Origin of the sequence: Flavobacterium sp. ASW18X, assembly GCF_005144745.1 — a bacterium.
GTDB lineage: Bacteria > Bacteroidota > Bacteroidia > Flavobacteriales > Flavobacteriaceae > Croceivirga.
The window spans coordinates 68,515-92,907 of the sequence record NZ_SWKK01000003.1 but is presented as its reverse complement, the minus strand read 5'-3'; the positions used below and the strand labels follow the sequence as shown (position 1 = coordinate 92,907).

General features: G+C 34.9%; 22 protein-coding genes and 1 tRNA gene. All 23 read right to left on the bottom strand.

Going from position 1 to position 24,393, the window contains the following annotated elements; all coding sequences use genetic code 11:
- Nucleotides 1-13 precede the first annotated feature (13 nt).
- Nucleotides 14-2,977, bottom strand: a complete 2,964-nt coding sequence (locus FBT53_RS01395) for a type I restriction endonuclease subunit R (protein WP_136949385.1) — start codon at nucleotides 2,975-2,977, stop codon at nucleotides 14-16.
- Between the two features lie 2 nt (nucleotides 2,978-2,979).
- Complete coding sequence (locus tag FBT53_RS01390) at nucleotides 2,980-3,663, bottom strand: nucleotidyl transferase AbiEii/AbiGii toxin family protein (RefSeq protein ID WP_136949384.1); 684 nt, start codon at nucleotides 3,661-3,663, stop codon at nucleotides 2,980-2,982.
- Nucleotides 3,653-4,180 (bottom strand): hypothetical protein, encoded by a 528-nt coding sequence (locus tag FBT53_RS01385; RefSeq protein ID WP_240729740.1) that lies wholly within the window; start codon nucleotides 4,178-4,180, stop codon nucleotides 3,653-3,655. The genes FBT53_RS01390 and FBT53_RS01385 overlap by 11 nt, the downstream gene beginning before the upstream one ends.
- A gap of 92 nt (nucleotides 4,181-4,272) precedes the next feature.
- A complete protein-coding gene (locus FBT53_RS01380) occupies nucleotides 4,273-5,226 on the bottom strand; it encodes a hypothetical protein (RefSeq protein ID WP_136949383.1) in 954 nt (317 codons plus the stop codon).
- Between the two features lie 32 nt (nucleotides 5,227-5,258).
- Entirely contained in the window at nucleotides 5,259-5,624 is a 366-nt protein-coding gene (locus FBT53_RS01375) for a hypothetical protein (protein WP_136949382.1), read from the bottom strand.
- Between the two features lie 70 nt (nucleotides 5,625-5,694).
- The gene (locus FBT53_RS01370) at nucleotides 5,695-6,453 is read right to left on the bottom strand and encodes a GIY-YIG nuclease family protein (protein WP_136949381.1); all 759 of its coding nucleotides are present in this window, start codon (nucleotides 6,451-6,453) and stop codon (nucleotides 5,695-5,697) included.
- 10 nt (nucleotides 6,454-6,463) lie between these two features.
- Complete coding sequence (locus tag FBT53_RS01365; protein WP_136949380.1) at nucleotides 6,464-8,422, bottom strand: hypothetical protein; 1,959 nt, start codon at nucleotides 8,420-8,422, stop codon at nucleotides 6,464-6,466.
- A complete protein-coding gene (locus FBT53_RS01360) occupies nucleotides 8,415-10,139 on the bottom strand; it encodes a hypothetical protein (protein WP_136949379.1) in 1,725 nt (574 codons plus the stop codon). The genes FBT53_RS01365 and FBT53_RS01360 overlap by 8 nt, the downstream gene beginning before the upstream one ends.
- Before the next feature lie 3 nt (nucleotides 10,140-10,142).
- Complete coding sequence (locus FBT53_RS01355; protein ID WP_136949378.1) at nucleotides 10,143-11,345, bottom strand: restriction endonuclease subunit S; 1,203 nt, start codon at nucleotides 11,343-11,345, stop codon at nucleotides 10,143-10,145.
- 1 nt (nucleotide 11,346) lies between these two features.
- Nucleotides 11,347-12,807 carry a class I SAM-dependent DNA methyltransferase gene (locus FBT53_RS01350; protein ID WP_136949377.1) on the bottom strand — a complete coding sequence of 487 codons (1,461 nt, stop codon included), beginning with the start codon at nucleotides 12,805-12,807 and terminating at the stop codon, nucleotides 11,347-11,349.
- A gap of 1 nt (nucleotide 12,808) precedes the next feature.
- Nucleotides 12,809-14,620: a DUF262 domain-containing protein gene (locus FBT53_RS01345; RefSeq protein ID WP_136949376.1), complete on the bottom strand. Its 1,812-nt coding sequence runs from the start codon at nucleotides 14,618-14,620 to the stop codon at nucleotides 12,809-12,811.
- On the bottom strand, nucleotides 14,620-16,098 hold the full coding sequence (locus tag FBT53_RS01340) for a class I SAM-dependent DNA methyltransferase (protein ID WP_136949375.1): 1,479 nt from the start codon (nucleotides 16,096-16,098) through the stop codon (nucleotides 14,620-14,622). Before FBT53_RS01340 ends, FBT53_RS01345 begins: the two co-directional genes overlap by 1 nt.
- Before the next feature lie 277 nt (nucleotides 16,099-16,375).
- Complete coding sequence (locus FBT53_RS01335; RefSeq protein ID WP_136949374.1) at nucleotides 16,376-17,173, bottom strand: phospholipase D family protein; 798 nt, start codon at nucleotides 17,171-17,173, stop codon at nucleotides 16,376-16,378.
- Between the two features lie 137 nt (nucleotides 17,174-17,310).
- Nucleotides 17,311-17,754 carry a DUF6730 family protein gene (locus FBT53_RS01330; RefSeq protein ID WP_136949373.1) on the bottom strand — a complete coding sequence of 148 codons (444 nt, stop codon included), beginning with the start codon at nucleotides 17,752-17,754 and terminating at the stop codon, nucleotides 17,311-17,313.
- Nucleotides 17,755-17,765: 11 nt separating this feature from the next.
- Nucleotides 17,766-18,626, bottom strand: coding sequence for a relaxase/mobilization nuclease domain-containing protein (locus FBT53_RS01325; protein ID WP_136949372.1), 861 nt, complete (start codon nucleotides 18,624-18,626; stop codon nucleotides 17,766-17,768).
- Nucleotides 18,623-19,312, bottom strand: a complete 690-nt coding sequence (mbpA, locus tag FBT53_RS01320; protein WP_240729739.1) for a mobilization protein MbpA — start codon at nucleotides 19,310-19,312, stop codon at nucleotides 18,623-18,625. Before mbpA ends, FBT53_RS01325 begins: the two co-directional genes overlap by 4 nt.
- The gene (locus FBT53_RS01315) at nucleotides 19,290-20,147 is read right to left on the bottom strand and encodes a toprim domain-containing protein (RefSeq protein ID WP_169630299.1); all 858 of its coding nucleotides are present in this window, start codon (nucleotides 20,145-20,147) and stop codon (nucleotides 19,290-19,292) included. Before FBT53_RS01315 ends, mbpA begins: the two co-directional genes overlap by 23 nt.
- A gap of 208 nt (nucleotides 20,148-20,355) precedes the next feature.
- Entirely contained in the window at nucleotides 20,356-21,558 is a 1,203-nt protein-coding gene (locus FBT53_RS01310) for a primase-helicase family protein (protein WP_136949370.1), read from the bottom strand.
- A gap of 20 nt (nucleotides 21,559-21,578) precedes the next feature.
- On the bottom strand, nucleotides 21,579-21,899 hold the full coding sequence (locus tag FBT53_RS01305) for an AlpA family transcriptional regulator (RefSeq protein WP_136949369.1): 321 nt from the start codon (nucleotides 21,897-21,899) through the stop codon (nucleotides 21,579-21,581).
- Between the two features lie 121 nt (nucleotides 21,900-22,020).
- On the bottom strand, nucleotides 22,021-22,746 hold the full coding sequence (locus FBT53_RS01300; protein WP_136949368.1) for a hypothetical protein: 726 nt from the start codon (nucleotides 22,744-22,746) through the stop codon (nucleotides 22,021-22,023).
- 104 nt (nucleotides 22,747-22,850) lie between these two features.
- Nucleotides 22,851-22,924: transfer RNA gene (locus FBT53_RS01295), tRNA-Asp, on the bottom strand.
- A gap of 123 nt (nucleotides 22,925-23,047) precedes the next feature.
- Nucleotides 23,048-23,977: a DUF58 domain-containing protein gene (locus FBT53_RS01290; RefSeq protein ID WP_136949367.1), complete on the bottom strand. Its 930-nt coding sequence runs from the start codon at nucleotides 23,975-23,977 to the stop codon at nucleotides 23,048-23,050.
- 68 nt (nucleotides 23,978-24,045) lie between these two features.
- Nucleotides 24,046-24,363 (bottom strand): thioredoxin, encoded by a 318-nt coding sequence (gene trxA / locus FBT53_RS01285; protein WP_136949366.1) that lies wholly within the window; start codon nucleotides 24,361-24,363, stop codon nucleotides 24,046-24,048.
- Nucleotides 24,364-24,393 lie beyond the last annotated feature (30 nt).

Here is a 24,393-nt window from a genome sequence, read left to right as displayed (position 1 = left end):
ATTCCATTAAAATTTAATAGTATTCTTTAATATATGCGTAAGCCCTGTCAAATAAGAGTTGGTCTTTAATTTTGTATTTGGCCCAGAGAATTTTACGTAAGGATTTTTGAACCTCACGTTCTCCGTTGCTAGTCTGTTGCCATCCATCAAAGCTAACCATTCTTACATGGGCATCTATATCATTGACAATACGCTCTACAACTGCTGGTGTTTGCTCTGTCTTCAATTCCAAAAATAGTTCCGTTAGGGCAGCTTTGGGTGTTTTTTCTTGAATAAAGGCATCCAATTCCTTTTCTGCTTGTACCGTTTCCTTTGCTAATTTGCAAAGTTCCTTTACAAATTCAATGGAGGTAATCAATCCCTGTTCTGCTTTATCCCGAAGCGCTTCTAAACGTTCACTTAGCGATTTAAACTTGGGGTTACCAGCATGCTTTTTAAAACGCTTGATTAAGATTTTCTCTAGCTTTTTGGCGTTTTTTGGGTCGGGATTATTAAAGATTTCCTCAATTACATCAGCGTCTAAGATAAACTCATCCAATTGATGTACTTCCCCCACATGTATGTTCTCATGTATTAATTTTGTGGTTTGGGCTCCCAATGTAAACCAAAGCAATTTACCCATATTTTCTACGGGTGGTTTAACCGATTCAAATACCTGGGACAACCATTTGTAATCCTCTGCATAACTATCCAAAATAGCATCTGGAGAAAGGGACTCCCACAACTTAGAAACATATTTAAAGTCCTTTGCAAAGGCATCTTTTGCCTCATCCGTTTTTATGGCGTTTTGAGCAGCTTCCAATCCTTCAAAACCATCTAGTGATCTATCTACTCCTTCAAAGTGACTAAGGGCATCCCGAATAGCCTCAGGAAACTTTTCCCGTAATTCTGAAAGATTGGATATGATGGTTTTTACACTTTCTTCATCAAATTGAAGTGCTTTTGCCGCATCATCAAAAACTCCAAAATAATCTACAATCCTCCCAAAGTTCTTGTTTGGATATAACCTATTGGTTCTACAAATAGCCTGTAACAGCGTATGGTCTTTTAATGATTTGTCTAAATACATGGTCTGTAGGATGGGTGCATCAAACCCAGTCAATAGTTTGGCAGTAACGATGATAAACTTTAATTCGGAAGATGGGTCATTGAATATTTCTATAATTTTTTCTTGCGTACTCGTATCAACGCCCCACTTTTGTTTGAATTCCAGTTTATCATTTGTCGATGTTGAAATAATAACTTTTGAGGCTTCCTTAGAAAAATAAGTATCTAGTTCTTCTTTGTATTGCACACAAGCATAGCGGTCTGGCGTAACTATCATGGCTTTAAATCCGTGTGGCTCCACCTTTTCTGTAAAATGTGTGGCTATATCCTTTACAATTTTTGTCACCCGTTCTGGTGATTTTAGAAAAGCAGCCATTTTAGCCGACTTTTTATTTAGGGCATCTGCCTCTTCATCCGTTAGGGCCGCACTTTCTTTAAACTCTTCAAAGGCTCTGTCAATATTTTCCTTGTCTACATGTACATCAACTAATCTGGGTTCAAAATGTAGTGGTAGTGTAGCGTCATCCCTAATAGAATCTTGAAAGGTATACCTGGACATATAACCACCATCGTCCTCACTACTTCCAAAGGCCCAAAAGGTATTTTTATCAGCTTTATTTACAGGAGTTCCTGTAAGGCCAAATAAAAACGCATTGGGCAATGCCGCACGCATTTGTCGGCCTAAATCGCCCTCTTGAGTGCGGTGTGCCTCATCGACTAGAACAATAATATTATCCCGGGTGTTCATGTTGGGCTTGGCATCCCGGAATTTGAAAATCATGGAAACAATAATCTTACGAGTATCACGCTCCAATAAAGTTTGCAATTCTTTAATACTATCTGTAGTTTCTACATTGGCGATATCCGCAGCATTAAAGGTTCCCGAAATCTGGGTATCCAAATCGGTACGGTCTACTAAAATGATAACCGTAGGACTTTTAAGCTCCGCCGTTTTACGGAGTTTCTGGGCAGCAAAAACCATTAAAAAAGATTTACCTGAACCTTGAAAGTGCCATATTAGGCCTTTCTTAATACGGCCATCTTTTACGCGTTCTACAATTTTGTTGGCACCCTCATATTGTTGAAAACGAGGAATGATTTTTAATCTTCGTTTACGTTTGTCCGTTGAGAAGAGACTAAAATGCCGCAATATGTCTAACAGCCTTGCCGGACTCAATAAATCTGACAATTCTTTGCCTACTTCCCCTAATCCTAGACGTTTGGCTATAGCATCTTCATCATTCTCTAACCGCCATGGCGCCCAGTAATTTAAGGGGCAGCGTATGGCACCGTAATACAACTCTTTACCTGCTGTGGCAAAAGATAAGATGTTGGGAACGAACAACTGTGGAATGGTATTTTCATAAACCTCATGTATTTCATGGGCACCATCTGCCCAACTAATACTGGAACGTATGGGTGTCTTAGCCTCACCCACCACTACCGGTATACCGTTAATTAATAAAACAATGTCTGGAATTTTAGTTTCTCTATGCCGTACGTGATATTGATTGGTGACCATATAGCTATTATTACTAAGGTCGTCAAAATCTATTAGGCGTACAGGAACATAGCGGTTGTTCTCACCAAAGGGCATACTTTTATCACCACTTAGCCATTCAAAAAACGCCTCATTGGCTTTAACCAAACCAACTTGGTTTACCATTAATAATATGGCCCGTAGCTTGTAAATTACTTCATCTGCTAAATTGGGATTAGCTTTTATTTCCGGATTTAAACGAACTAATGCTTTTTTAACTTCGGTTTCTACCAAAACTTCTGTGGTGTTTCGGCTTAACGACGAGGCAGATTGGTATTGCCAAGTAGCTCCATAGGCCGATTGTGGTTCGGAAACTTTATCGTTTAAATTAACCCCACTTAATTGATGTATAATATAGTGTTCTACACTGTTTAGTTCGTTAAACCCCATTTTTAATCAAGTATTTGAGTTATTTTTTCGTTTACAATTGGTAACCTTTCGGTAATAACTAAAGGATGAATATGAGACACTAGTGTTTCTTGAAGCAATCCTTTTTCGATTATTACTTTCAACTGTTGTATAATGAATGCCTGAACGCTTGGATTGTCCTCTTTTATTTCTTGTACAATATTAATTCGGTTATCCAACACATTAACAATGTCTTCTACATCATGGCTCGTTCTATAATCTGTTCCGCGGTCATTAAAAGCTTCAAATTTGGTAGCTAGATAACAGGGTGCAGAAAGGATTTTTATGTCTTGGTCTTTAGCCGTGGCTGACCATAAATTTTTGAATCCTATTTTGTACCATCTATTTGCTGGTCCTAAAGGGCCATCTTCAGCGGCCATAATATCTACGGGTATATCCTTGTATTTATAACTGCAAATAGCATGGCCATAAGGGTCTGGGTAAAAGCCTAGAGCACTTAATTTTTCTTGTACCTTTTCCCAGTGGTTTAAATTGATAATATTGATGGTCAAATCAATATCTTGAGTAGGTCTTATTTCGTCAGCGGCAGGGTCATCTGTATATAAACTAACCACGGCACCTCCAACAAACACCATTTCTTCCTTAATATCTTTAAGTGCTGCTGCTATCTCGGCCACCACGGCTATATTTATAACTCTATTCTCCAAGAGCTAAGTGGTGTTTTAATGCCTTTATAGCAAGTTCCTTTTCTCTAGCTCTCCCTACACGGAGTGCATCTACCAATGCCAACAGTTCATACAAGTTTTCATCTTTTAAAGCAGCCTCTGGTACAGTTGGGTATAAGGGCACAATACTATGACCTCGAACTGTACCTTTACCATAAGGCCATACATAAGCTTCTGAACTTTGAATATCATCAGATAGCGGTTTAGCAGAGTGCGAAGTAGGCAAACCACGAACTACGGGTCCCGGCTTAACTGGAAAAACGTAAGGTAACCCATAGCGCAAAAATTCTAAGAAGGCCATTGGTAAAATGTTTTTGCCATTGGGCAGCAATAACCCTGCATATTTTGAGCGGTTGAGCGACTTGCTTACTTCAGATTGGCTTATACCTAATTCACTGGCCAAATCTTGTTGAAACCAGGATACATCTTTATAACTGGCTATCTTAAGTAAGATTACCAAATCTAAAGGCGTCATTGTTTGTTGTTTAAATGCATTCATATTCCATATTCGAATACACAATATTAATCAATATCTATTTTATTATCAATTTATTACATCTATATATTCCATATTCGAATACGGAATTTGCATTACCAGCAATGTTCATACATTAATTCCTCATAATGCCAGAGTACCAAACGTTCGTTTTGTTCCAAATAAAACCTTAAGTTATCAAACGGCAACTGTAACTTGGCTGTATGGTATTTCTGGTATGAAAGAATATTTCTAAGGTCTATATTTTTAGTTAGCTTAACTGGGCATCCATCTACATCTAATCCTTTAAACCCTGTCTCTGAAATAGTCAATTCTCTTAAAGAAATAACCAAGGGATTAATTCGATTTTGCACTATGTCTTGTTCAATATTTTGGCTAACTACACCTACATAAATATAAAAGAACTCTTTATCTTGATATTTAAAATATTTTATATCATAAATTTTCCAAACTAAAATTTTGAGTTCATTGAAAGTTAAAATATAGCGCCCATCTCTAAAGCGTTGTATTTCTTTTTTTAGTTCTTCTTGTCTATTTAATATGTGAAGCAAGCGATTTTTTTCTAAGAAAAGTTTATTGATGATATTTATAAAAAGCATTGTGTTGCCATTTGTAAAACCAAGGGCACCGTAAACCGAATGGGATTTCGGGTGCATTTTCCTATTTCTTATTTTTTTTGCTCTATCAAATTCAGGCTTTAAAAAAACTAAATGTGGATGCTCACAAACTTCTTCAATGATTTTGAATAGCTTTTTATCATAAACAACGCCTTTTTTATTGGCCGGTTTTTTTAATGATATACCTAAATCTTTAGCCTTTAATTTTACAGCCATCTCCATAATGAGCAAAGCCTTGCTCATAGCTTCATCATAAATTGGGTAATAAAAATACGCATGGGCCATTAGATAGGTAACCGTTTTAAAGGCGTCTACCACATCTTTAGGTACTTTATCATGGAACTTGCCGGGTACCACAAACTTTTCTACAAAAGTTTCTTTTGAGTTAATACCCCATATTTCCCATCTATCATCTGGTTGATACCACTCCATTTCTTTTCTAAAATATCAATTCAATTAAACCTCTATTCTATAGAAATTGCTCTTTGAATATAGGGGGTAAAGTCAAATCCGCTGCCTCCCGATTTGATGTCCCGTAAATACATAAAGTTTTTGTCCGCTGAAATCTCCAAATCTATGGCATCCCTATCCGGTCTTATTTTAAAACAAGAGCTCAGATTTTTTACAAAGTCTTTGGGAAGATAAATCCAGATAATTTCATCATAATTCTTCAAAAGCAAATGAACATCATTTTCAAACTTATGTGTAGCCACATTCAACCACCATACCTCTTTTGATACATTTATTTTAGAATAACTTGTATTTAAATTGGTTAACGATGCCTTCTCCATCGTATTAATGAATTGAATAAATTCCTTTTTAGAGTTCATACGATTTATTTTAATAGCTACTTTTCGCTATCCGTTTACATTCATTTCGTAATTGTGTTACTTCTATTAGTTAACCAGGATTACCTGCCAAATTCAACAAGGGTAAATATGTTTTTAGCAGCTCATTTTCAATAGCGTCAATGTTGCCATCGACCTCTACCCAATTTACAATGAAGTTTTCATTGATAGAGTCAATGATTGCTGCTTGATCCTTATAAGAAAATTTGTAATTTTTTTGGTTTTTCTTTCCAACCAATGACCCTTTTTCTGGAGTAAAACCTAACACGGCTCCTAAACTTCTGAAAAAGGTGCCATGACCTTTGGCTCGTAGTTCTTGCCCTAAAAAACGTTTTTTTAAACTTTTAGATGCTAAACCTATATAAATGATGTTATGGTTTCTTTGCCGTAGGACATCTGCAAATAAAGGTATTAATGATGTTGGGTCTACTATGCGCATACAATATAGACCGGGCCGATCGGGAACCTTATTCTCAACTTTTGGTATTGCTTTAAAGCTCTTGGGCTTCATTAGTGTTTCCATCAGGATAGAGGTTTTATCGTTAGTCTTAACGAATATGCTATTCCTGATTGTTTTTCTTTTTTTGATTGCTGGTATTCCAGTTACACTCCTTTGGGAAACAATACAATTTAATTTGTTTAATAAATGTGGATAATTATTTACACGAGCACTGATTTGACCTCCTTTAATTAAAGAACCATCGCCCTTACGATACAACCCATTTTCATTTAAAACCTTTGCAATTTCAGATGCGGATAGTGGGCTTGCTTTTTCCTTTAACACCTGTTGTATGGCTTCGTGTAAGGTCATTTCTTAATTATTAGTGTCCAATGTTGTAATTGGCCTCAAAGTTTTTCTCTTGTTCAATCAACAAATCTAATTTAGCCGACATTCTTGAAGAGAATTCCCTTACTTCTTCTAAGGAATGATTGTTTAGGGTTTGGACCAATTCTTTTCTTTTTAAATAAAGCTTTTCCCCACTAATTGAATGAATCCTATATGATGTCAAAGAGTTGTCTAAGCGATTCAACATTTTTTTATTATTACCATATTGATCAATCAATTCTAATACACTTGGAGTAAATTCTAATTTATCAGTGGTATCATCAGTTTTCTTAAAAATGTTCATGAACCCCATAGCCACTTCTGCCCGGGTACCAGGTTTTTCCTTAACCCAAGCAAAAAGCTTAGAGTTATTAAAATTGAATGCATTTAAAACGTAACTGAGTTTTGAAGGTATTTTTTTATTATCTCCAATATACTCTCCTAAATAAGTCCAAGAAATTTCCCAGTAATTTTCAAGGAGAAAATAAATCAAGGAATTTAATAATGTATCATTGTGGAAATGGAAATCTTGATAACATTCGATTATTTCATTTAAAATAAATTCGATTTTATTTTGTTCTGGTTTGCTATTAATCAACAGTTTTATTAATTCTTCAATATGTATCGTACTATTAATAAAACTCGAATAACGTAGTATCCCCTTGATAAATAATAGCAGCTCAATATGATTTTCAAGTTCATTCCAGCGCTCTGGTTCTTTTCTTAAAACATCATGTATAACTTCCAATGAAAATGAATAGTTAATAGTCTTCAACCAAGAGGTTATTTCTTTTAATTCATCGTTATTTAAGCTAGTAAGATCTATATATTCCAGCAATCTTAAATAATCAGGTTTTTGTATTAAGTAAGGCCTGATTTTATCAATATCACTAAACAAAATTGGTTTTAAAAACCTTGTTAAATGTACGCCAAGACCAATTGTGTTTATATGGTTTAAAGATTGTTCAATTGCTTTTCTAGTAAATTCGTTTTTACCTACACCAAGAACCAAACCATTAATAAATAAAGTATTATGGTTTTTCTCATCTATTGTTTTCAAAAAATCTAGAGCCTTTTCAAGTAAAGCTTCATGAGGATAATCTATTTGACCAATTTTTTCTGCAAAATGAAATGTTTGCTTTTGTTCGTTAATTAATAGACTTGGTAAAAAGGTTTCCCAATCAATCTTCTCTTCAATATACTTTTTAGCTAGGTCTTGTGCCCTCTTTTTAGAAATATCAATATACCCTCCTTGCTCATTGCGCTCACTTAGATAAGGAGCTTCTATAACAATTGTTGTAAGTTTTTCTTCTGTGGTTTGTACTTTAAATTCCTCTAAGAATACATTAAGACTCTTAATATCTTTTTCACTTAGTTTTGGAGTAGATAGTATCAGGCCATCTATATTGCTTCTTAATTTTATGGGAAGTTTACCTTTTTTGATTGCAAGCTGCTTTATTATTTCAAGTATGCGTACAGAGTTTCCGCACCTATATTGCTCACTTAATCTTTCGTTTAATTTTTCTTCTATCAATTCTAGAAAATTAGACTCGTCCTTTTCGATGGCTTCACTGATTCCTTTAAGGGCATAATCATAATATTCACTAATTTCTTTTGAATCTTGAATGTCAAAATCTTGGGAATTATCCTCATCAGAAGCAGTTGAAATAGAGCCATAGAATCTATCTGTTTTCAACATAGAACCATAAATGTGAATTAGTGATTCTGTAATTCCATATTCGTTCTTTAATCTTTCTAAAACCTCAATTCGTTTGTCAAAATTTAAAGCGTTATTGGATGAATGCGTAAAAAACTTGTTTCTAATACACGTTAGCGCATCATCCTTAAAACCATTTTCCGTTATAGACAATCTATACAATAAAGAGATGGCTTTTGCAGCAGTAACTTTTCGTCTACATAACTTATTAAGTATGGTAATTATATCTTCATCCATTCAGTAAACTTTTTACTATTGATTCAGAAAATTCAAGAACTTTTTCTGGGTATATGGGAGCCAAATCATTTAGGAACTTTTGCCCCATCCGAGTAGTATAAAAATTGTTTTTGGCGAGGAATTTGTTAGTTCCAAACAAGTTGTGTTCAAGAGAAGGTATTAGGTTACTTTTGTGTGTTTTAAGTAATTGCTCTAAAAATCGATATAGTAATATATTGTTTTCTAAACTATGTATAATGTCTATTTTTGCTGCATCTATATTCTTCCACCATTCGTAAACTAATTCCTCTTCATCTATCTGTACATGTACAAAATCTCCTTTCTGGATAACTAAATTATGTTCTAGTAAAATTTGAATTATGGACTTTACCTCTTCCATGTTTTCTCCTGGGTAAAAGAGTGTGCTGAAGGCATGCAATTCATGTTCATGTCCATGTCGAAACCCTAAATATTTGAAGAGCGAAATATTGGTCAATAACTCTATTGCACCGTTGTCAACGTTACCCTGTCCAATTTCCTGTTTAATTAATTCCAATGAAGATGTTTGACCTTCGGATGATACTTTTTCACTAAGATTTAAAATTACTTTTTTTAAATTGCCTTTGAGTTCATTGGCCAATTCAACCGCCTTATTGTAAGAAAACTTTGTTTCCAATATTTCTACACACATTTCCAATACATCGCTTTCAGAAATCACATATTCGTTAGACGCATTTTGACTTTTTCTACTTTTGGTTATTAGTCTTATTTTGGAATCAAAGAACTGTTCTTCTAGTTTTTCTATTTTTTGCTCTGGACAATTATCTAAAATTAATACACTGTCAAGGTTTTGTTTTTTTATAAAAGCTAGATTTCTAGATATGTCTCCATCAAAAGCTCCGTTATAGTCGTGATAAATAATTCGGTTTAAATACTCCAATTTTTCTTCTAAATCACCATTCTTTCTAAAAAGTTCAAATAACAATCGGGACAATCCACTTCTCGATGGCGCTATAACTCGAATAGGTTGATTATCCTTAGATACCCGAGCCCTTAGTTCAGTTATTATTTTCTTGTTTTTACTTGTCAAAATGAACGGAATGCGTTGCTGTAATGCCCAAGAGTGATAAGTTTGTAAAGGACTTAAGATTTTTTCTCGATATTTAATACTTGAATTAATAGCATCTCTTATGGCCTCTTCGAGAGCATTAGTAAGATTTTCAAATTCCTTTCTATATTTCGATGGCTTTGCAAATCTTTCCTCCGAAAGATTATATGTAATGGGCCATCGTATATTTTTCATATCTACCGGCAATTTAGAAGGGTCGTCAAAAGCCGTGTTCATGACTAAAATTGTTCGTTCATATGTTTTTAATGCCCAAGAATAACCTGTTTCAATTAACACATTCGGATTTGGAGCTGGTTTTAAATCTACAGGCTTTTCAATTTCAATCAGATAAGAATTAGCATCTTCTTTAAATGCAACACATTTAGATTGCCATATTTTTGAAGAGGTAAAAGTGACATCTCCTATAAAGATATCAGATTCAAAGGATTGCTTCAGCATAGTTTCAGCTAACGGTGGATTCCCACCTACACCATAAAAACCTTCAATTAAAGGTTCCATTTCATAGTCTTTAATCCTATCAATAGCAGCGTTTATGGCCTCCCTAATAAAAAATTGATTAAGCTTTTTTGAAATATCAGATTGATATGAATAGAATATTTTATACCCCATCCCCTAAAACACTTGATTAATTAAACTCTTTTGTAAGGCTTTGGAACTATTGATTTTGGATTCAAAAGACGAAATATTATTTTCCATGAACTCTAATTTATCCGCAATCTGTTTTTGCTCATCAATTTTTGGCAGAACAATTTTCAATTTCTCTTTAACTGTTGTTTTAGATAAATTAAATCTAGTAGAGCCTTGAGCTCTTTTAAACATAAACTTTCGTACTTCCTCTCCTCTCATCAAAAATCTGGCATATTCTGGAAGTAATGTTTTAAAGTCATTTAGCCTAAATCCAAAACAAAATGAGTTGAGGAAATATCCCTTTAAATCATCTAAAACTACTGATGACATTCCCAATTCTTGTGGTGTTTCCGATGATCCAGTAATTAAAATATCCCCATACCTTAGTTCATTTTGTTTCTCACCGTTTTTAATTTTCACATAGTCCACCTTAGATGGATCTATTTTTGAGTTTGAAAAAACATTCATGTAAGTAACGTATGGACTTCCCTCCCCAAAATCCTTTTTGGTTTTACCATTTAATCCTCCGAAAGATTCTCCCAACTCTCCAAAGAGATGCTCATTCCAATTTTTGAATTGATTAGACAATTTCCCGGAAACTGAATCAAACAAAAAACGTTTATAAAACAATTCGTATTTTATTTTATTTTCTAGCTGTTTTTCAATCACATCATCCATAGCCCAAAGTAATTTGGCTAGTTGGGCTTGTTGGTCTTTTGGGGGTAGGAGGAACTCTTGGTTTTTTAGGTCACCCCAATTGATGGTCGGTGAAAGCCCTCCTACCGAAATATCTACCATACGGTGCATAAATTGGTCAGAATGCAAAAAGAAAGGAAAGAGTTTTGGCTCTATTATCACTGGATTAGCTCTAAATACAAAAGCGTGTGCAGAGCAGATGCCATCGAAATCTACAATAGCGGCTTTACGTTGGTAAGCACGGCGTTTGCCAAAAATAATGTCACCAGGATAACACCTCAATTTACCACCCTTAACATCGGATGGCACACCTTTTCTTCTTATGTGAATATCCTCTGCATCCAAATGTTCCAGGCCAACATATAAGTCTACATTGGCTTCTTCGGGTTTAACCGTTTTTGAAATCTTTTGGGCAATTTCTTCAAACTTAAAAGTTAGCCAATCACTTTTGTCCAAATTCTTCAAATCTATCTTTTCCAACATTGCTTCCATCTTAGTTTAAGATTTGAAAAAGTTCATTCATGCTTTTTTTCAATTTTTCAGATTGGTCTTCCCAATCCGATAACGCCTTGTCTATGCTAATTTGTTCCGTGTTCGAATCCACATTGCTTACATATTGAGCAATATTCAAACTTGCCTTATTATCAAGAATTTCTTTATTCTCAATTACCTTGGCAAATCCTTCTTCATCTTTAAAGTTGGAGTAGGCTTTATATATTTTGTTGATATGGCTACTGTCTAAAAACGCCATATTTTTATCTTGCCTAACTTCTTTAACTGCGTTTATAATTAAGACTTTACCTTTCTTTTCAGCCTCTTTATTGGTTTTTGTAATCAATAAGCAAGCTTCCATAGGCGAGTTATAGAAAAGGTTTGGGCCTAAACCAATCACACATTCCACCAGATCTTGTTCTACCATTTGTTTGCGCATATCCGCTTCAAATTCACGAAACAAAATACCATGTGGCCAAAGCGATATGGAGCGGCCATTATGCACATCTAAACTCTTCTGTATGTGTTGCTGAAAAGCATAATCGGCACAACTTTGTGGAGGGGTGCCCCAAAGGTTACGGCCATAAGGGTCGTTTTCAAAACCGCTACGGTCCCACGCTTTTATGCTATAGGGCGGGTTGGCCAGTATTACATTAAAGGTTTTTAAGGCATCATTATGTAAAAAAGCGGGGCGGGCCAGGGTATCGCCGCGTACAATGCTAAACTCTTCTATACCATGCATAAACATGTTCATACGGGCAATGGCACTAGTAATCAGGTTAATCTCTTGGCCATATAATTTTAGGGTACGGTATTCTTTACCTTCCTCTTTTAAATGCAGGGCGCAGTTTAGCAATAAACCACCAGAACCACAGGTTGGGTCGTACACGCTCTCCCCCGGTTGTGGATCCATAATCTTGGTCATGAGCTTTACCACGGTACGGTTGGTGTAGAATTCGGCAGCCGTATGGCCACTATCGTCTGCAAATTCTTTTATCAGGTACTCATAAGCGTTGCCCAGTTTATCGTCGGCCACATTGCTAAGGCTTAGTTTGTGGGCAGAGAAATGTTCTATAAGGTTGGTGAGGGTTTCATCGCTGAGTCGGTTTTTGTTCGTCCAGCTGGCATCGCCAAAAATACCGTACAGCGTATCTGGGTTGGCCTTTTCAATGCTACGCATGGCTTCTTGTATGGCGCTGCCTACATTAGTGGTAGTTTCACGTACGTTTTGCCAATGGGCGCCTTCAGGCACCTGAAAGTGGTGGTGTTCCGCAAAGGCGGCATACTCTAAATCGCCATCACTCTCAGCCAGGGCATTTTCAAATTCTTCGTCGTACACATCGCAAATGCGCTTAAAGAACAGCAACGGAAATATGTATTGTTTGTAATCGCCAGCGTCTATAGTGCCTCGTAGTTGCGTAGCAGCGGCCCAAAGGTATTTTTCGAGTTCTTTTTGGGTCATTTTAATTTAATTCTTCCTCGTAAGGTTCAGTTGCTACTTTTACTAATTGATTTTTCTCCACTTTGAGCAATTGCATCAGCCTGTTTTTTAGTATTTCTTTACGATTTTCATAAAAGTCTATGAAGCTATCCATCTCCAAATCATTTTGCAATGGTATGTAGTGTAGTTGCTTGTAGTTACTTAATTCTTCCCCAATAAAGGTGCTTGAAAGCCACTTGTTTAATGGTGTTGCATTTTTCTCTAGGTTCTGTGTTTCCTGTATCAATTGAAGGTTACTAAGTCTATTGAACCTCGTCATGTAATCTTCAACTTTTGCATCATCATATCCCAATTTTTTCAAAGCCTTTTGTGTAAAGAACTTCTTTGGATGCATATGGTCTTGATGAAACTTATAATAGTGATTTAATGGGTATAATAAACTTAAAACCATATAGGCAAAAGGGCTGCCATATTGTGTGTTTAATAAATTATCAATTGTGTCCTCATCAAAAGACAAGGATTTATTTGAACCTTTGTATTTGTCGATTAATTCTTTAAGCGGGAAGGTTCCCAGGTTATCCGTAATGATTTTTCTGTAAGTTGGATACAGGTTATCTGGAGTACCACCAAAAACTTTTCTAAGCAATGCTCTAATTAGCCATTCTTTAATGTTGGCTCTATTTTGTTGATGCCGATTGCTATGCAAAACTTCCTCACCAATTCCATTCTTTTTTAGGAAGTAGGCTATCGGTATTACAGCATTATATGCAGTTAATGTTTTGCTGTCAAAACCAAATGAAGCTATAAGCTGAAAGGAAATATTGACTGCTATTGAAATAGAGTCCCATTGTTTTTCAATTAGCTGCATGTTTTCGGTTGAAAAGTTATCTACTTTGAACTTTACATCTAAATCCGCGAGCACCAGACAGGATTTTAACACTAAATCTTTATTGATATTGAATCCAGGGTCAATACTGTTTACAGAATCAACAAACTTATGAATAACCTCACGAGCATCTTTATCCTTCCATTGTGCTGTGGCAATGGACAAGAGCAAATCGGAGTAGCTCAATTTAGTTCCACCGCTGTTAACACGAATAAAAATGTGAAGGACTTTATCTAATTCTTCCGATTTTTCTAAATAGAAGTTTATCAGCTCTTTGTCGTTAAATTTTTCATATAAATTAGAAAGCGTGTTGGAGGCGAAGTCTATCTGCTGAGTGGAATATTTAGAGGAATCTGCTAATGAGTTTTTGCTGATATAATTCATTAACTGAATAAGCCCTGTGTAATCTAGGATATCACCAACTTTGAACCAGTGGTATTTAGTACTAAAGTTAGTATTGAAATGATTTAATTCTACTACAGAAAGAAATCTGAAATCGTAAAGCATTTCATTGTCCTCAGCAGCAGAAAGCAGGTTTATATAAAGGTGTCGTTTAGGAAAGGCGTGATCACTCTTCCAATTGTACCTATTGAGTTTATAAGCATAACTCCCTTTTAAGCCAAGATAAAGTGATGTTAAGCGTTGTTGGCCATCCAAAACCGCTCTGCGATCTTTTGTGACACTCAATTCTGCAGGGTCATTATGGCGTTTATCTCTTTGGTGGAAATAAGGCAAAAATCTATAAAACTTAAATCTGTTCACATGTTCTGCTTTAACATGCCAAAACAAAAAAGTACTAATAGGATAGTCTCTCATAATGGAATCAAAGAGCATTTCAATTTGTCTCGTGTTCCAAACAAATTCTCTTTGTATAGCAGGAAGAATGAACTCTTGCTCACTTATAGAAGAGATAGCTTCTTTTATGGTTATAGGTTTTTCGTATGCCATCAAATAAAGTTTTTCAATATATTCTTAAACTTTTCCTCCGCCTCTAAACTTTGATTCCAAGCTTGTTTTAAATCGGCCAAGGCTTCTTCAACACTGGGTAGATTATCTTCTATAACCTTCTCTACATATAATGGAATATTAAGATTAAAGTCATTCTCTACCAAGTCTTCCAGCGTAGCCACTTTTACATGGTTTTCTACATCTTTATATTGTAAATTCCATTTATGAATTTGTTGTACATGTTCTGGCTCCAAAAAGTTTTGTGCTCGGCCCACGCGCACCTGGTCTGAAGCATCGATAAAGAGTACTTTATTCTTTTTATGTGCTTCCTTCTTTTGTTTAAAGACCATCACGCAGGCAGCTAACTGGGTACCATAAAAAATGTTGGGTCCTAGGCCTATAACAGCCTCTAATAAATCTTGCTCTAGCAAAGCTTTTCTAATTTTACCTTCTGCGCCTTTTCTAAATAAAGCACCATGAGGTAAAACCACGGTCATACGACCGTTACCGTTCATAGATTTTATCATGTGCTGCACCCAAGCCATGTCCCCATTTCCTTTAGGAGGTACTCCGGCAATATTTCTACCATAAGGGTCGTTCGCCCAATTTTCTGCACCCCAACCTTTTAAAGAAAATGGCGGATTAGCTATAACACAATCAAAAGTTTGTAAGCCATCAGCCTTAAAAAAAGCCGGGCTACGTAAGGTATCGCCTCGCGCAATTTGAAAATCTTCTATGCCATGCAAAAACATATTCATACGGGCAATAGCACTAGAAGTCAGGTTCTTTTCTTGACCGTAGAGTTTTAACGTACGGTAGTCTTGTTGGTTATCCTTTAGGTGGTCCACACATTCCAGCAACATGCCACCCGTTCCACAAGCCGGGTCGTAGATGGTTTCTCCTTCATGTGGGTCCAAAATCAAACCCAATAAATGCACCACGGATCTTGGGGTATAAAACTCACCCGCTTTTTTATTGGTCAAATCAGCAAAATGCTTAATCAAATATTCATACGCATTACCCAATAAATCAGAATCTACGTTACTATTACTTAAATTATACTGTGAAAAGTGCTCTACCAGGTCTATAAGTAGACGGTCAGAAAGTTTATTTTTATTGCTCCATTGAGCGTCTCCAAAAATACCATAGAGATAGTTTTGATTGGCCTGTTCAATACCGCGCAAGGCTTCTTCTATAGCTAAGCCCACATTGCTAGTTGTACTACGAACATCTTCCCAATGACAATTATCAGGTATGCTAAAACGGTGCAATTCCGGAAGGTTGGCATAATCGGCATCGCCGTCAGATTCCTCTAGCGCCAGTTGATATTCTTCGTCATAAACATCAGAAATGCGCTTAAAAAACAGCAAGGGAAATATATATACCTTAAAATCCGATGCGTCTACCGGACCTTTTAAAATCCAAGCTGCTTTAGATAAGTATTGCTCTAATTGGGATATTGTTATTTTACTTTCCATACAATTATAACTATATAAAAGGCGGATAATTAAATGATATTTTCAACTGCAAAATACAGGTTAAATTTTTGCTATAAAATGGACGTATCAGAAATTAAGCTTGATATTATTACTCTTTCGGGTTTCGAATGTTTTCTTGAATGGTTAAATTATGAAAGTGTTTGGTATACTTTGCATATGCCAAACTTAAAGTTCTACAATCTAGGCCTTTTAAGTACTTATTGAGAACAGATTTATGAAATAAAGCCACAATCAAATACTGATTAGATAAAAAGTTTTAGGCTAATACTGGGTTCCGCATACTAGTTTTTCCATTAGACTCATTTCCTGTTTTATGACAATACTTTTCTGGATAATCTTGATTGCTAAATTTTTTCCAAATATCGTAAGCTGTTTTGGACATGGGTTGTTTTGGGTTATACGGTATTGTCTCCCCAGTTCTAATACAGAAACCTTTTTCAACAACCTCTTTTACCTTTCTACGCTTGGCAACGGTTTCAATATAACTATCAGTCAATTCATCTATGATTACACTAGAATCAATAAATTTTTTGGCCAATCCTAAGGTTTTCTTTTCAAACTGAGGTATTTTATGATACTTAATTACACTGTCACTTTGTTTGATTACTCCCATAAAAAATTGATGAGCCTTTTCATCTAAATCATGCCCAATACCAAGCATATCTACAAGCATATCTTTGGTCTTTGTCTTGACACCAAATTCTATGTTATTATTTAGGGAATAATCATATAGATTCATTGAACTAAGAAGTGCACTATACTCATTAGCATAATACTTAGCGTGTAAATTTGGGTTATAACATATTTTTATATTTGGAAATTGCTTAAAAAATTCAAATTCTTCTGGACCAAAACTCCTATACTCTTTACCTTCATTCTTACCAAATACGATAATAATTTCTAGTTTATAGTTGTCCTTTTTTTGTTCTAAAATGCTTTTTAAGCGAGTATGTAATTTTATGAATGGAGAAATAAGAATAAGTGTTCTTTCTGCCTCTTCAAAAATATTCTGTAATTCAACAACAAGCTGATTACCTTCAAAAAATTCTGCCATTTATGGTCTGTTTGGTTTTTATATTGGTCAATTTAAAGCTTGGGGGGGAGTAATGCTTTAAAGACTAAATATACGATTATAATAATAACATATTATAAATCACCTATCATACGATAATTTTTAAAGGTACAATCCTTTTAGTCTTCTTTCCATTTTTGGTAAACCTCAAAACTTTTAGGATTCTCCTCAAAAAAGGAATTCATGTATTCTCCGTAGACTTGCATACCTTCATTATACCCCTTTTTACGTACACCCTCTAAAGCCATTCCAAAATAAATAGAAAAACCCAAAGAAATTACGAGTACCACTACCATAATAACAAAGGTTTTAATGGCCCAATTAGGGTATATTTTTGCCCTTTCTAAAGTATTATTCAATCTGTTTAGAAAATCGTTTCTCTTGTGTTCCTCTTTAAGAAAAACCACTTCCATATCTGTTAATAATTTACGTGCTTTTTCGGTTTCAAATTTTATTTGCGTTTTTTCTAACCGTTCCAAGTCATCTGCAAATTTTTGACGATTTTTCTCAAACCGATTTAAGTCATTTACTATAATGTCACTTATTATTTCAAGTTTACTCATAACTATATATTTTAAATTCCTATTCCTTTATTCATACTCTTTTCCCTTAAGTTCTGCTGACTTAATGTCAATGCTAATTTTTGAGGTATCGGTACTAGCTTATCAAATAACTTAATGGTATTACTAGGGCTTACTAAATCTTGACTTTTGTTATTCAAGGCAATTGATTTTAACAGATAGCTAACACCCATTTTCCTGTGGACCGCACTACCTTTAAATTGCTGGCCATTGAAGAAAAAATGAAAGCCTTGTAATTGTCCTGATTTGTTAACTACGGGATTAACCACAACTCCGTTACTACGCATCCCTTCTGTATATTTAGTAAGGTCTTCCGGTTTCTGGTAATTAATGGTCAGGTCGTGCCTTCTTTTAATTTCATTTCTAATTTCTTGGGAATGCCATTTATTCTCAAATTGTACTTGGGCAACAGTTGTAAGACCTAATTTTTCCGCTGTAACATGAGCTGCACGCTGTGATACTTTCCCAATAAAACTATCGTTAAAAGCTTTTCCCTTTAAATCAATTCTATTAACATAAAGATGAATGTGTGTATGGGCTTTATTTCTGTGTACAAATGCAATAGCTTGCCTATTCTCCAGCTTCATTTGAATTATAAACTCATTGGTGATTTTTTTAAGGTCCTTTACTGACAGCTTTTTACCATCTGTTATTGTGGGGCTAATAACGAAGGACAATGTATTCCGTTTACATGTATGATTTAAATCCTGTATTAGTTTGAACTCTTGGGTTATCTCTTTTGGATTATCCCCTACTAAAAGTTTTATGTACACTACTTCTGCATCTTTTTCTTGGTTCCAACCATATGCCATTGAAGCCTGAGTATGAGAAATTGATTTTCCCTTGCCTATCATTTGCTGAACTTTTTTAAGTGCAACTTAATTTCCTTCGCCGTATCATACACCATCAGAGTCAAACCCTGGTTCCTCCCACGCATTAAGTTGCCAATCGCTTTAAAATTGTTATGGTATTTAATCAGCATCTTATAAAGTTCTATTTCATCATCAGACAAACGTTCAACTGTTACTTGTTCTAAAGCACAACGGCGTATGAATTCACTTAAAGATAAATCACACTTTTTGGCTTTCTCCTGAAGTATCCGTTTCTCCATTAGGGAACACCTGAATTTAATTAGTTCTTGCTTTCCGCTTAAACCACACTTTTTTTTCCTGCGACCTTCGGGAGTAGGCGAGATTGTGTCCACAGACACACATCTCGAATTCTTAACAGAATTATTTTTTTCCTCTTTGGTTACATTTGAATCTTCTTTAATAATAGCATTATAACTATTGGATGTTACACTCCTACTTAAACCCATTTTAAGACCGTCTGGTTGCCGTACGTCATCGTGGGCAATCCTAGCGTCTGAATTTAAAAATTCATCTAACTCGAGAACTCTTTGCAATTTTTGACTGGGCGCAAGAAGGTCTAAATTCTTCCGCTCTCTATTATGCTTAAGCTCTAGTTCCCTTTTTAGTTTCAAATCGCGTCCTGGTATTTCGCGCTTTCTAGAATCATTATTTCCGTATCCCAAATTCATCTTGAAGTTTTTCGTTTAAATCTTTGTAACCTTTAAAATATTCCCGGCCATCTATGCCGTTAGGTATTTCTTCCAAGATGAGCTTCGTAAATCGAGAACCCGCATCGTCATTATCTAGCAAAAGAATTAGCTCTTTGTACATTTTGATTTGCTCTAATTGATGCTTAACAAATGCCAATGAATTGAGAATTAAAAAATCTGAATTGGTAATCCATTTGGGCTTTAGGGTAAGAAGTGACAAATAATCAAATGCACCCTCCGTTACAATTAATTTATCCGAATTATTTTTATGATAAGTAACTGTTTTTGGAGATGTTGCTAGCTTTTGATATTTATTCCGTAATTCCCATCCCCCTCTATCGTTTTCAAATCCAAGAGCAAAGTATTCTTTTTGTTTGAGTTGAAATACAATTTCTTTCAATTGCGTATGAGCAATAGTCAAGGGGATTCTCCTATATGCTAAATACTGTTTTAAAGCTGCATGCTGAATTGTTCTACATTCTCTGACACGCAAAGCATTCTTAGACTCTTCCTCAACATATTCACGAAATGAGGTTACTATTATCTCACCATTCAAAAGCTGTACAACCTCTTTTATAGGCCAAGTCGTAATCTTTGCAACAATATCTATACAATTGCCACCAATTCCTTCACCATGGTCGTACCATTTATTAAGCGTTTTAGAAACCTTTAAAGAGGCTTGGGTTTCTGACCTAAAAGGACTTAGAAACCAAGCTTCTTTGTCCGATTCCTTTTGAGGAAAGTGCCCTAATTTAGCTAGTGCTTGCACTATGCTAACATTACGTGCTCTTTCATAATTATATTTTTCTTTCATGAGTTTATATTTTATAAAGTTTTGATGATTTGATGAATTCTCCCTCTCAACAACTATGTTCGCAGGGTTTGTCTGACTCATCACTTTTGCATCAATTCATCATTTCATAATTCTAAGAATTCTGACGAATCATCATTTCGTGTTTTGATGACAGTATGATGACAAAGTGATGATGGGCAGATAACCCCAATTCTTTGCTTTGTTTGGCTTATTCATCATTTTCATCAAATTTTTTTAGTAAAAAATCCTTGTCAACAGTGAAATACCTACCTTTTTCCTCCAGAATACTCATTTCCCCATTTGTCCATATAATTACCTTTTGATATGCATGGGAGTTTTTTTGATTTTCTAGCTTCCAGTCCCTCTTTAACAGTCTTCTTATTTGGGTAGAATCTGTCTTTATCCTCGTTTTATTTAACATATTGACTGCATCCATAGGACATAATTGTATAGAGTCCCATTCAAATTTGTCCATAGCGCTCAACAATAGGCTTGCTAGCTCTTTTTCCACTCGGTTTCGATTATTGCTAATTAATCTCTTAAGAGCAGGCGTGTAAATTTCCTTTGAGTTAAACCACATTCTAGTGGTTTGAATAGTGCTAAATTTTCGATTTGACAAATAGTATAGAAAAGCAGGTATTTCGGATTTTAACTTATCCAAGAAATTTGTTTCTTCATGTTTAATAGACGGAATTCTCCTTACCCAAAAACGGGTTTCGTTTGCATCAATTTTAATAAAGTTATCTTCATTATTGCTACAGAGAATAAACTTACCAAAGAATTCAACTTCCCGTTTATCCTTTCCTTTTGCTTCTAACTTATTTCGGTTAGTAGTGCTTAGGTATTTTAAACGTTCTGTAAGTTCTTCTTTATTAAATAATACTTCATCGACACATATTAAAAGCTTGTTGGCCCAATCGGCATTAAATTGACTGCCGAAGCTATCATTCGTCAAATAAGTGAGGTTGTTCTCAAATACTTCTTTAAGCCACTTTAAAAATGAGCTTTTTCCCGTACTCCTTTCGGTTGACACCAGACAAAGAATAGGAAGAATTTGAATCGGTTTTTGATATAACAATTGTAAATAATCCAATCCAAGCTCCTTTTGTGTTCCAAAGATGTGCTCAATAAAACCAAGTGTTATTTCAATGGAGCCTTCCTTTGGTTTAAAACTTAGTGGAGAATAAATATTATAGAATCCATGATATTCTTGTTTAAAGTTAATGTGGTTGGGAATACAAGTAAAACCATCATATTTAGGAACCTTGGCAATATAGTCTTTCCCATGGTCTTGCTTAATTGTATACTCGCTCCATGAAACCAACTGTTCATTAAAATGACCCGAAATGGTGGGAGACTTTACCAATTTGTAAAAGGTAGTGCCCACTCGTACATAAGGTATAGTATCCATTACTTTTACTTAAATGGTTCTTACCTTCTATTTTTCAATAAACTCTCATTGAACTGTTGCTCGAAATAGGCATCAGAAATATCAGGAAGACCCAATAACCAAGCATCAATCCTTTCTTTGTCGAAGAATAATTTCCGAAGTGATTTATTCTCTCCCTTTGGAATCATATCGTTCCTCGAGAGCTTATAAATTGTACTTTCTGACAAACCGGTATATAAAACCAAATCTTCTACATTCATGACCTTTTTATTAAAGGCCATAAGGCTTTTAATATCCTTTAGTATTTGAAGTACGGGTGTGTCCACATTTGTGTGTGAACCTGTTTTGATTTGCTCATCCATTTTTTCATGTTTTAGAAATTAATGATGAGTAAAAGGCCTTTTACAGTTTTGAATTCGAAGTCCAAAGTAGGCAAATATCTATAGATGAAGAGCTTGAAGTCGACTTATCGAGTCTGTATTTTTAAATATCGAGGGACTCCTTAAAAATATTATCGATTAATTCTTGAAATTCTAAAAGCTTAGTAGGATTATCGTTTTTGGCTTTATAGTAGTTATCCGAAAGTTTCTTACTCGTAATATACTCTCCTCTATGTTTAAATTTTTTTGCTTTTTCAAAGTCAGAATACTTTAAAAATCCAAAACCATTTATATATCGATTACTTTTTATCAGGGAATCTGTCTTAATTATTTTCTCAAATAGATATTTTATTTGAGCAAGTTCAAGTTGAAAATCAATAACTTCAGAATTACTATTGAAATCCTCACAAAATATTTTAAGAAAAGAAGACTCTTTAACAACCAGTTCATCTAAAACATTATACTTACAAAAATTAAAATAGAGCCTTTTAAGAATAGTATTAGAAATACTTAAATTAAAATTCTTTATGTTTTGCTTCTTTTTGATATTGACAACTATAACTGATTTTTGCCTTGCCCTCCAAATCATTAAGGTCTTCAAAACAATAAGAATAAAAGCTATTATCAGAAATGAGTACGCATAATTGGAAACTTGAATTTTTGATAAGCCATAAATAGTCAGCGCAAATATGATTGTATAATAAATCAATATTGTTATTAACTGAGTAGATTCATTTTCAAAGAAACGTAAAATCCATTTTTTCCTTCCCACAATTACAGTTTCCAGAGAAAGAAGCTTATCCAAGAAACAATATAAGAGATTCTTCATTTCTAAATTTAAGAAAACTTTAGAAATTTGAAATTGTTGTACCTATGTTGTACCCGAGAAATAAAAAAAGCCTTTTGATTTCTCAAAAGGCTTATCTTTGCTTGCGGTCTGGACGGGACTCGAACCCGCGACCCCCTGCGTGACAGGCAGGTATTCTAACCAACTGAACTACCAGACCAAGAATTTTATCTTATTTCACTAAGACTCCTGCATCAGCGGGATTCAAATCTTGTTACATTTGCTTTTCAAAAGCGAGTGCAAATATACACGCTGTTTTTAATTACACAAAATTTTTTTTCATTTAAACAAAATTTCTTCGCTCTACTAAAAATGTATTTAACACGGTTGCAAAATCTGAATCCACGTCAACTGCCACATACTTAATCTTATACTGCATACATTTTAACTTTATCGCTTCCGTATAGGCAGCAATTTCTTTTTTGTAATTTTCTTTGACTCCTTCTGCATACACATCTATTTTTTGCCCAGTTTCAACATCAACAAATTGCTTTGGTCCATCTTCAAAATCAAATTGCTGTTCTAACTTTTTATTTAATACGTGGAATAAAACCACATCATGTTTATTATATTTTAAATGTCTTAAGCCCTCAAATAATTTTTCTTGCGTTACCTGGGTCTGCAACATATCTGTAAACAAAAAAACTAAACTTCTACGATGTAGTTTTTCGGCAATTTGATGCAGATAAATATAGGTCTGCGTTTCTCTATCCCCTTCTATGGTACTAACTACGGTATTCAATTGGTCTAAAAGCATCTGCATATGTCGTTCACTGCTTTTTTCTGGAGCATAATAATTATAACCTTGGCCATATATACTTAAGCCTACTGCATCACGCTGTTTTTTAAGCAAGTTCATTAGTGCTGCAATAGCCAACACCGAAAATCCCATCTTATTTAAATTTCCTATCTGTTGTTGCTTTAATTCTGGAAAATACATAGAGGCTGAGTTGTCTAAAATCATATGACAACGTAAGTTGGTCTCTTCCTCATAGCGCTTGGTGTACAGCTTATCTGTACGTGCAAACAGCTTCCAATCTATATGCTTGGTACTTTCGCCATTATTATAAATTTTATGCTCTGCAAACTCGGAAGAAAAGCCGTGAAACGGACTTTTGTGCATGCCATTTATAAACCCTTCTACCACATGCTTGGCAAGTAGCTCTAAGTTTTTAAATAATTTTGCGCCTTGTAATTGATTTTTAATATCCATTTAACCCCAAGATAAAAAGAAAAGGCCCGGTTTACACCAGGCCTCTTTAAAAATCTTATTGCTTTGTTTTATAACAAACCATCAATAGCATCTGTGTATACTTTTTTAGGAGAAACACCTACTTGTCTATTTACAATTTCACCATCTTTAAATACTAATACGGTTGGGATGTTTCTTACCCCATATTTAGCAGCAAATTCTTGGTTAGCATCTACATCTACCTTACCAACTACAGCTTTACCGTCGTATTCTTGGCTTACCTCTTCTATTATAGGGCCTACCATTCTACAAGGTCCGCACCATGCAGCCCAAAAATCTACCATTACTGGCTTATCACTTTTTAAAACAACTTCTTCAAACGTTGCATCTGTTATCTCTAGTGCCATGTGTATTTATTTATATTAACGCAAAGTTAG

Excerpts from the sequence above, each read along its gene's own strand:
- FBT53_RS01395 (WP_136949385.1), bottom strand. The coding sequence starts at position 2,977 with ATGGGGTTTAACGAACTAAACAGTGTAGAACACTATATTATACATCAA.
- FBT53_RS01385 (WP_240729740.1), bottom strand. The coding sequence starts at position 4,180 with ATGAATGCATTTAAACAACAAACAATGACGCCTTTAGATTTGGTAATC.
- FBT53_RS01380 (WP_136949383.1), bottom strand. The coding sequence starts at position 5,226 with ATGGAGTGGTATCAACCAGATGATAGATGGGAAATATGGGGTATTAAC.
- FBT53_RS01375 (WP_136949382.1), bottom strand. The coding sequence starts at position 5,624 with ATGAACTCTAAAAAGGAATTTATTCAATTCATTAATACGATGGAGAAG.
- FBT53_RS01370 (WP_136949381.1), bottom strand. The coding sequence starts at position 6,453 with ATGACCTTACACGAAGCCATACAACAGGTGTTAAAGGAAAAAGCAAGC.
- FBT53_RS01365 (WP_136949380.1), bottom strand. The coding sequence starts at position 8,422 with ATGGATGAAGATATAATTACCATACTTAATAAGTTATGTAGACGAAAA.
- FBT53_RS01360 (WP_136949379.1), bottom strand. The coding sequence starts at position 10,139 with ATGGGGTATAAAATATTCTATTCATATCAATCTGATATTTCAAAAAAG.
- FBT53_RS01355 (WP_136949378.1), bottom strand. The coding sequence starts at position 11,345 with ATGGAAGCAATGTTGGAAAAGATAGATTTGAAGAATTTGGACAAAAGT.
- FBT53_RS01350 (WP_136949377.1), bottom strand. The coding sequence starts at position 12,807 with ATGACCCAAAAAGAACTCGAAAAATACCTTTGGGCCGCTGCTACGCAA.
- FBT53_RS01345 (WP_136949376.1), bottom strand. The coding sequence starts at position 14,620 with ATGGCATACGAAAAACCTATAACCATAAAAGAAGCTATCTCTTCTATA.
- FBT53_RS01340 (WP_136949375.1), bottom strand. The coding sequence starts at position 16,098 with ATGGAAAGTAAAATAACAATATCCCAATTAGAGCAATACTTATCTAAA.
- FBT53_RS01335 (WP_136949374.1), bottom strand. The coding sequence starts at position 17,173 with ATGGCAGAATTTTTTGAAGGTAATCAGCTTGTTGTTGAATTACAGAAT.
- FBT53_RS01330 (WP_136949373.1), bottom strand. The coding sequence starts at position 17,754 with ATGAGTAAACTTGAAATAATAAGTGACATTATAGTAAATGACTTAAAT.
- FBT53_RS01325 (WP_136949372.1), bottom strand. The coding sequence starts at position 18,626 with ATGATAGGCAAGGGAAAATCAATTTCTCATACTCAGGCTTCAATGGCA.
- mbpA (WP_240729739.1), bottom strand. The coding sequence starts at position 19,312 with ATGAATTTGGGATACGGAAATAATGATTCTAGAAAGCGCGAAATACCA.
- FBT53_RS01315 (WP_169630299.1), bottom strand. The coding sequence starts at position 20,147 with ATGAAAGAAAAATATAATTATGAAAGAGCACGTAATGTTAGCATAGTG.
- FBT53_RS01310 (WP_136949370.1), bottom strand. The coding sequence starts at position 21,558 with ATGGATACTATACCTTATGTACGAGTGGGCACTACCTTTTACAAATTG.
- FBT53_RS01305 (WP_136949369.1), bottom strand. The coding sequence starts at position 21,899 with ATGGATGAGCAAATCAAAACAGGTTCACACACAAATGTGGACACACCC.
- FBT53_RS01300 (WP_136949368.1), bottom strand. The coding sequence starts at position 22,746 with ATGAAGAATCTCTTATATTGTTTCTTGGATAAGCTTCTTTCTCTGGAA.
- FBT53_RS01290 (WP_136949367.1), bottom strand. The coding sequence starts at position 23,977 with ATGGATATTAAAAATCAATTACAAGGCGCAAAATTATTTAAAAACTTA.
- trxA (WP_136949366.1), bottom strand. The coding sequence starts at position 24,363 with ATGGCACTAGAGATAACAGATGCAACGTTTGAAGAAGTTGTTTTAAAA.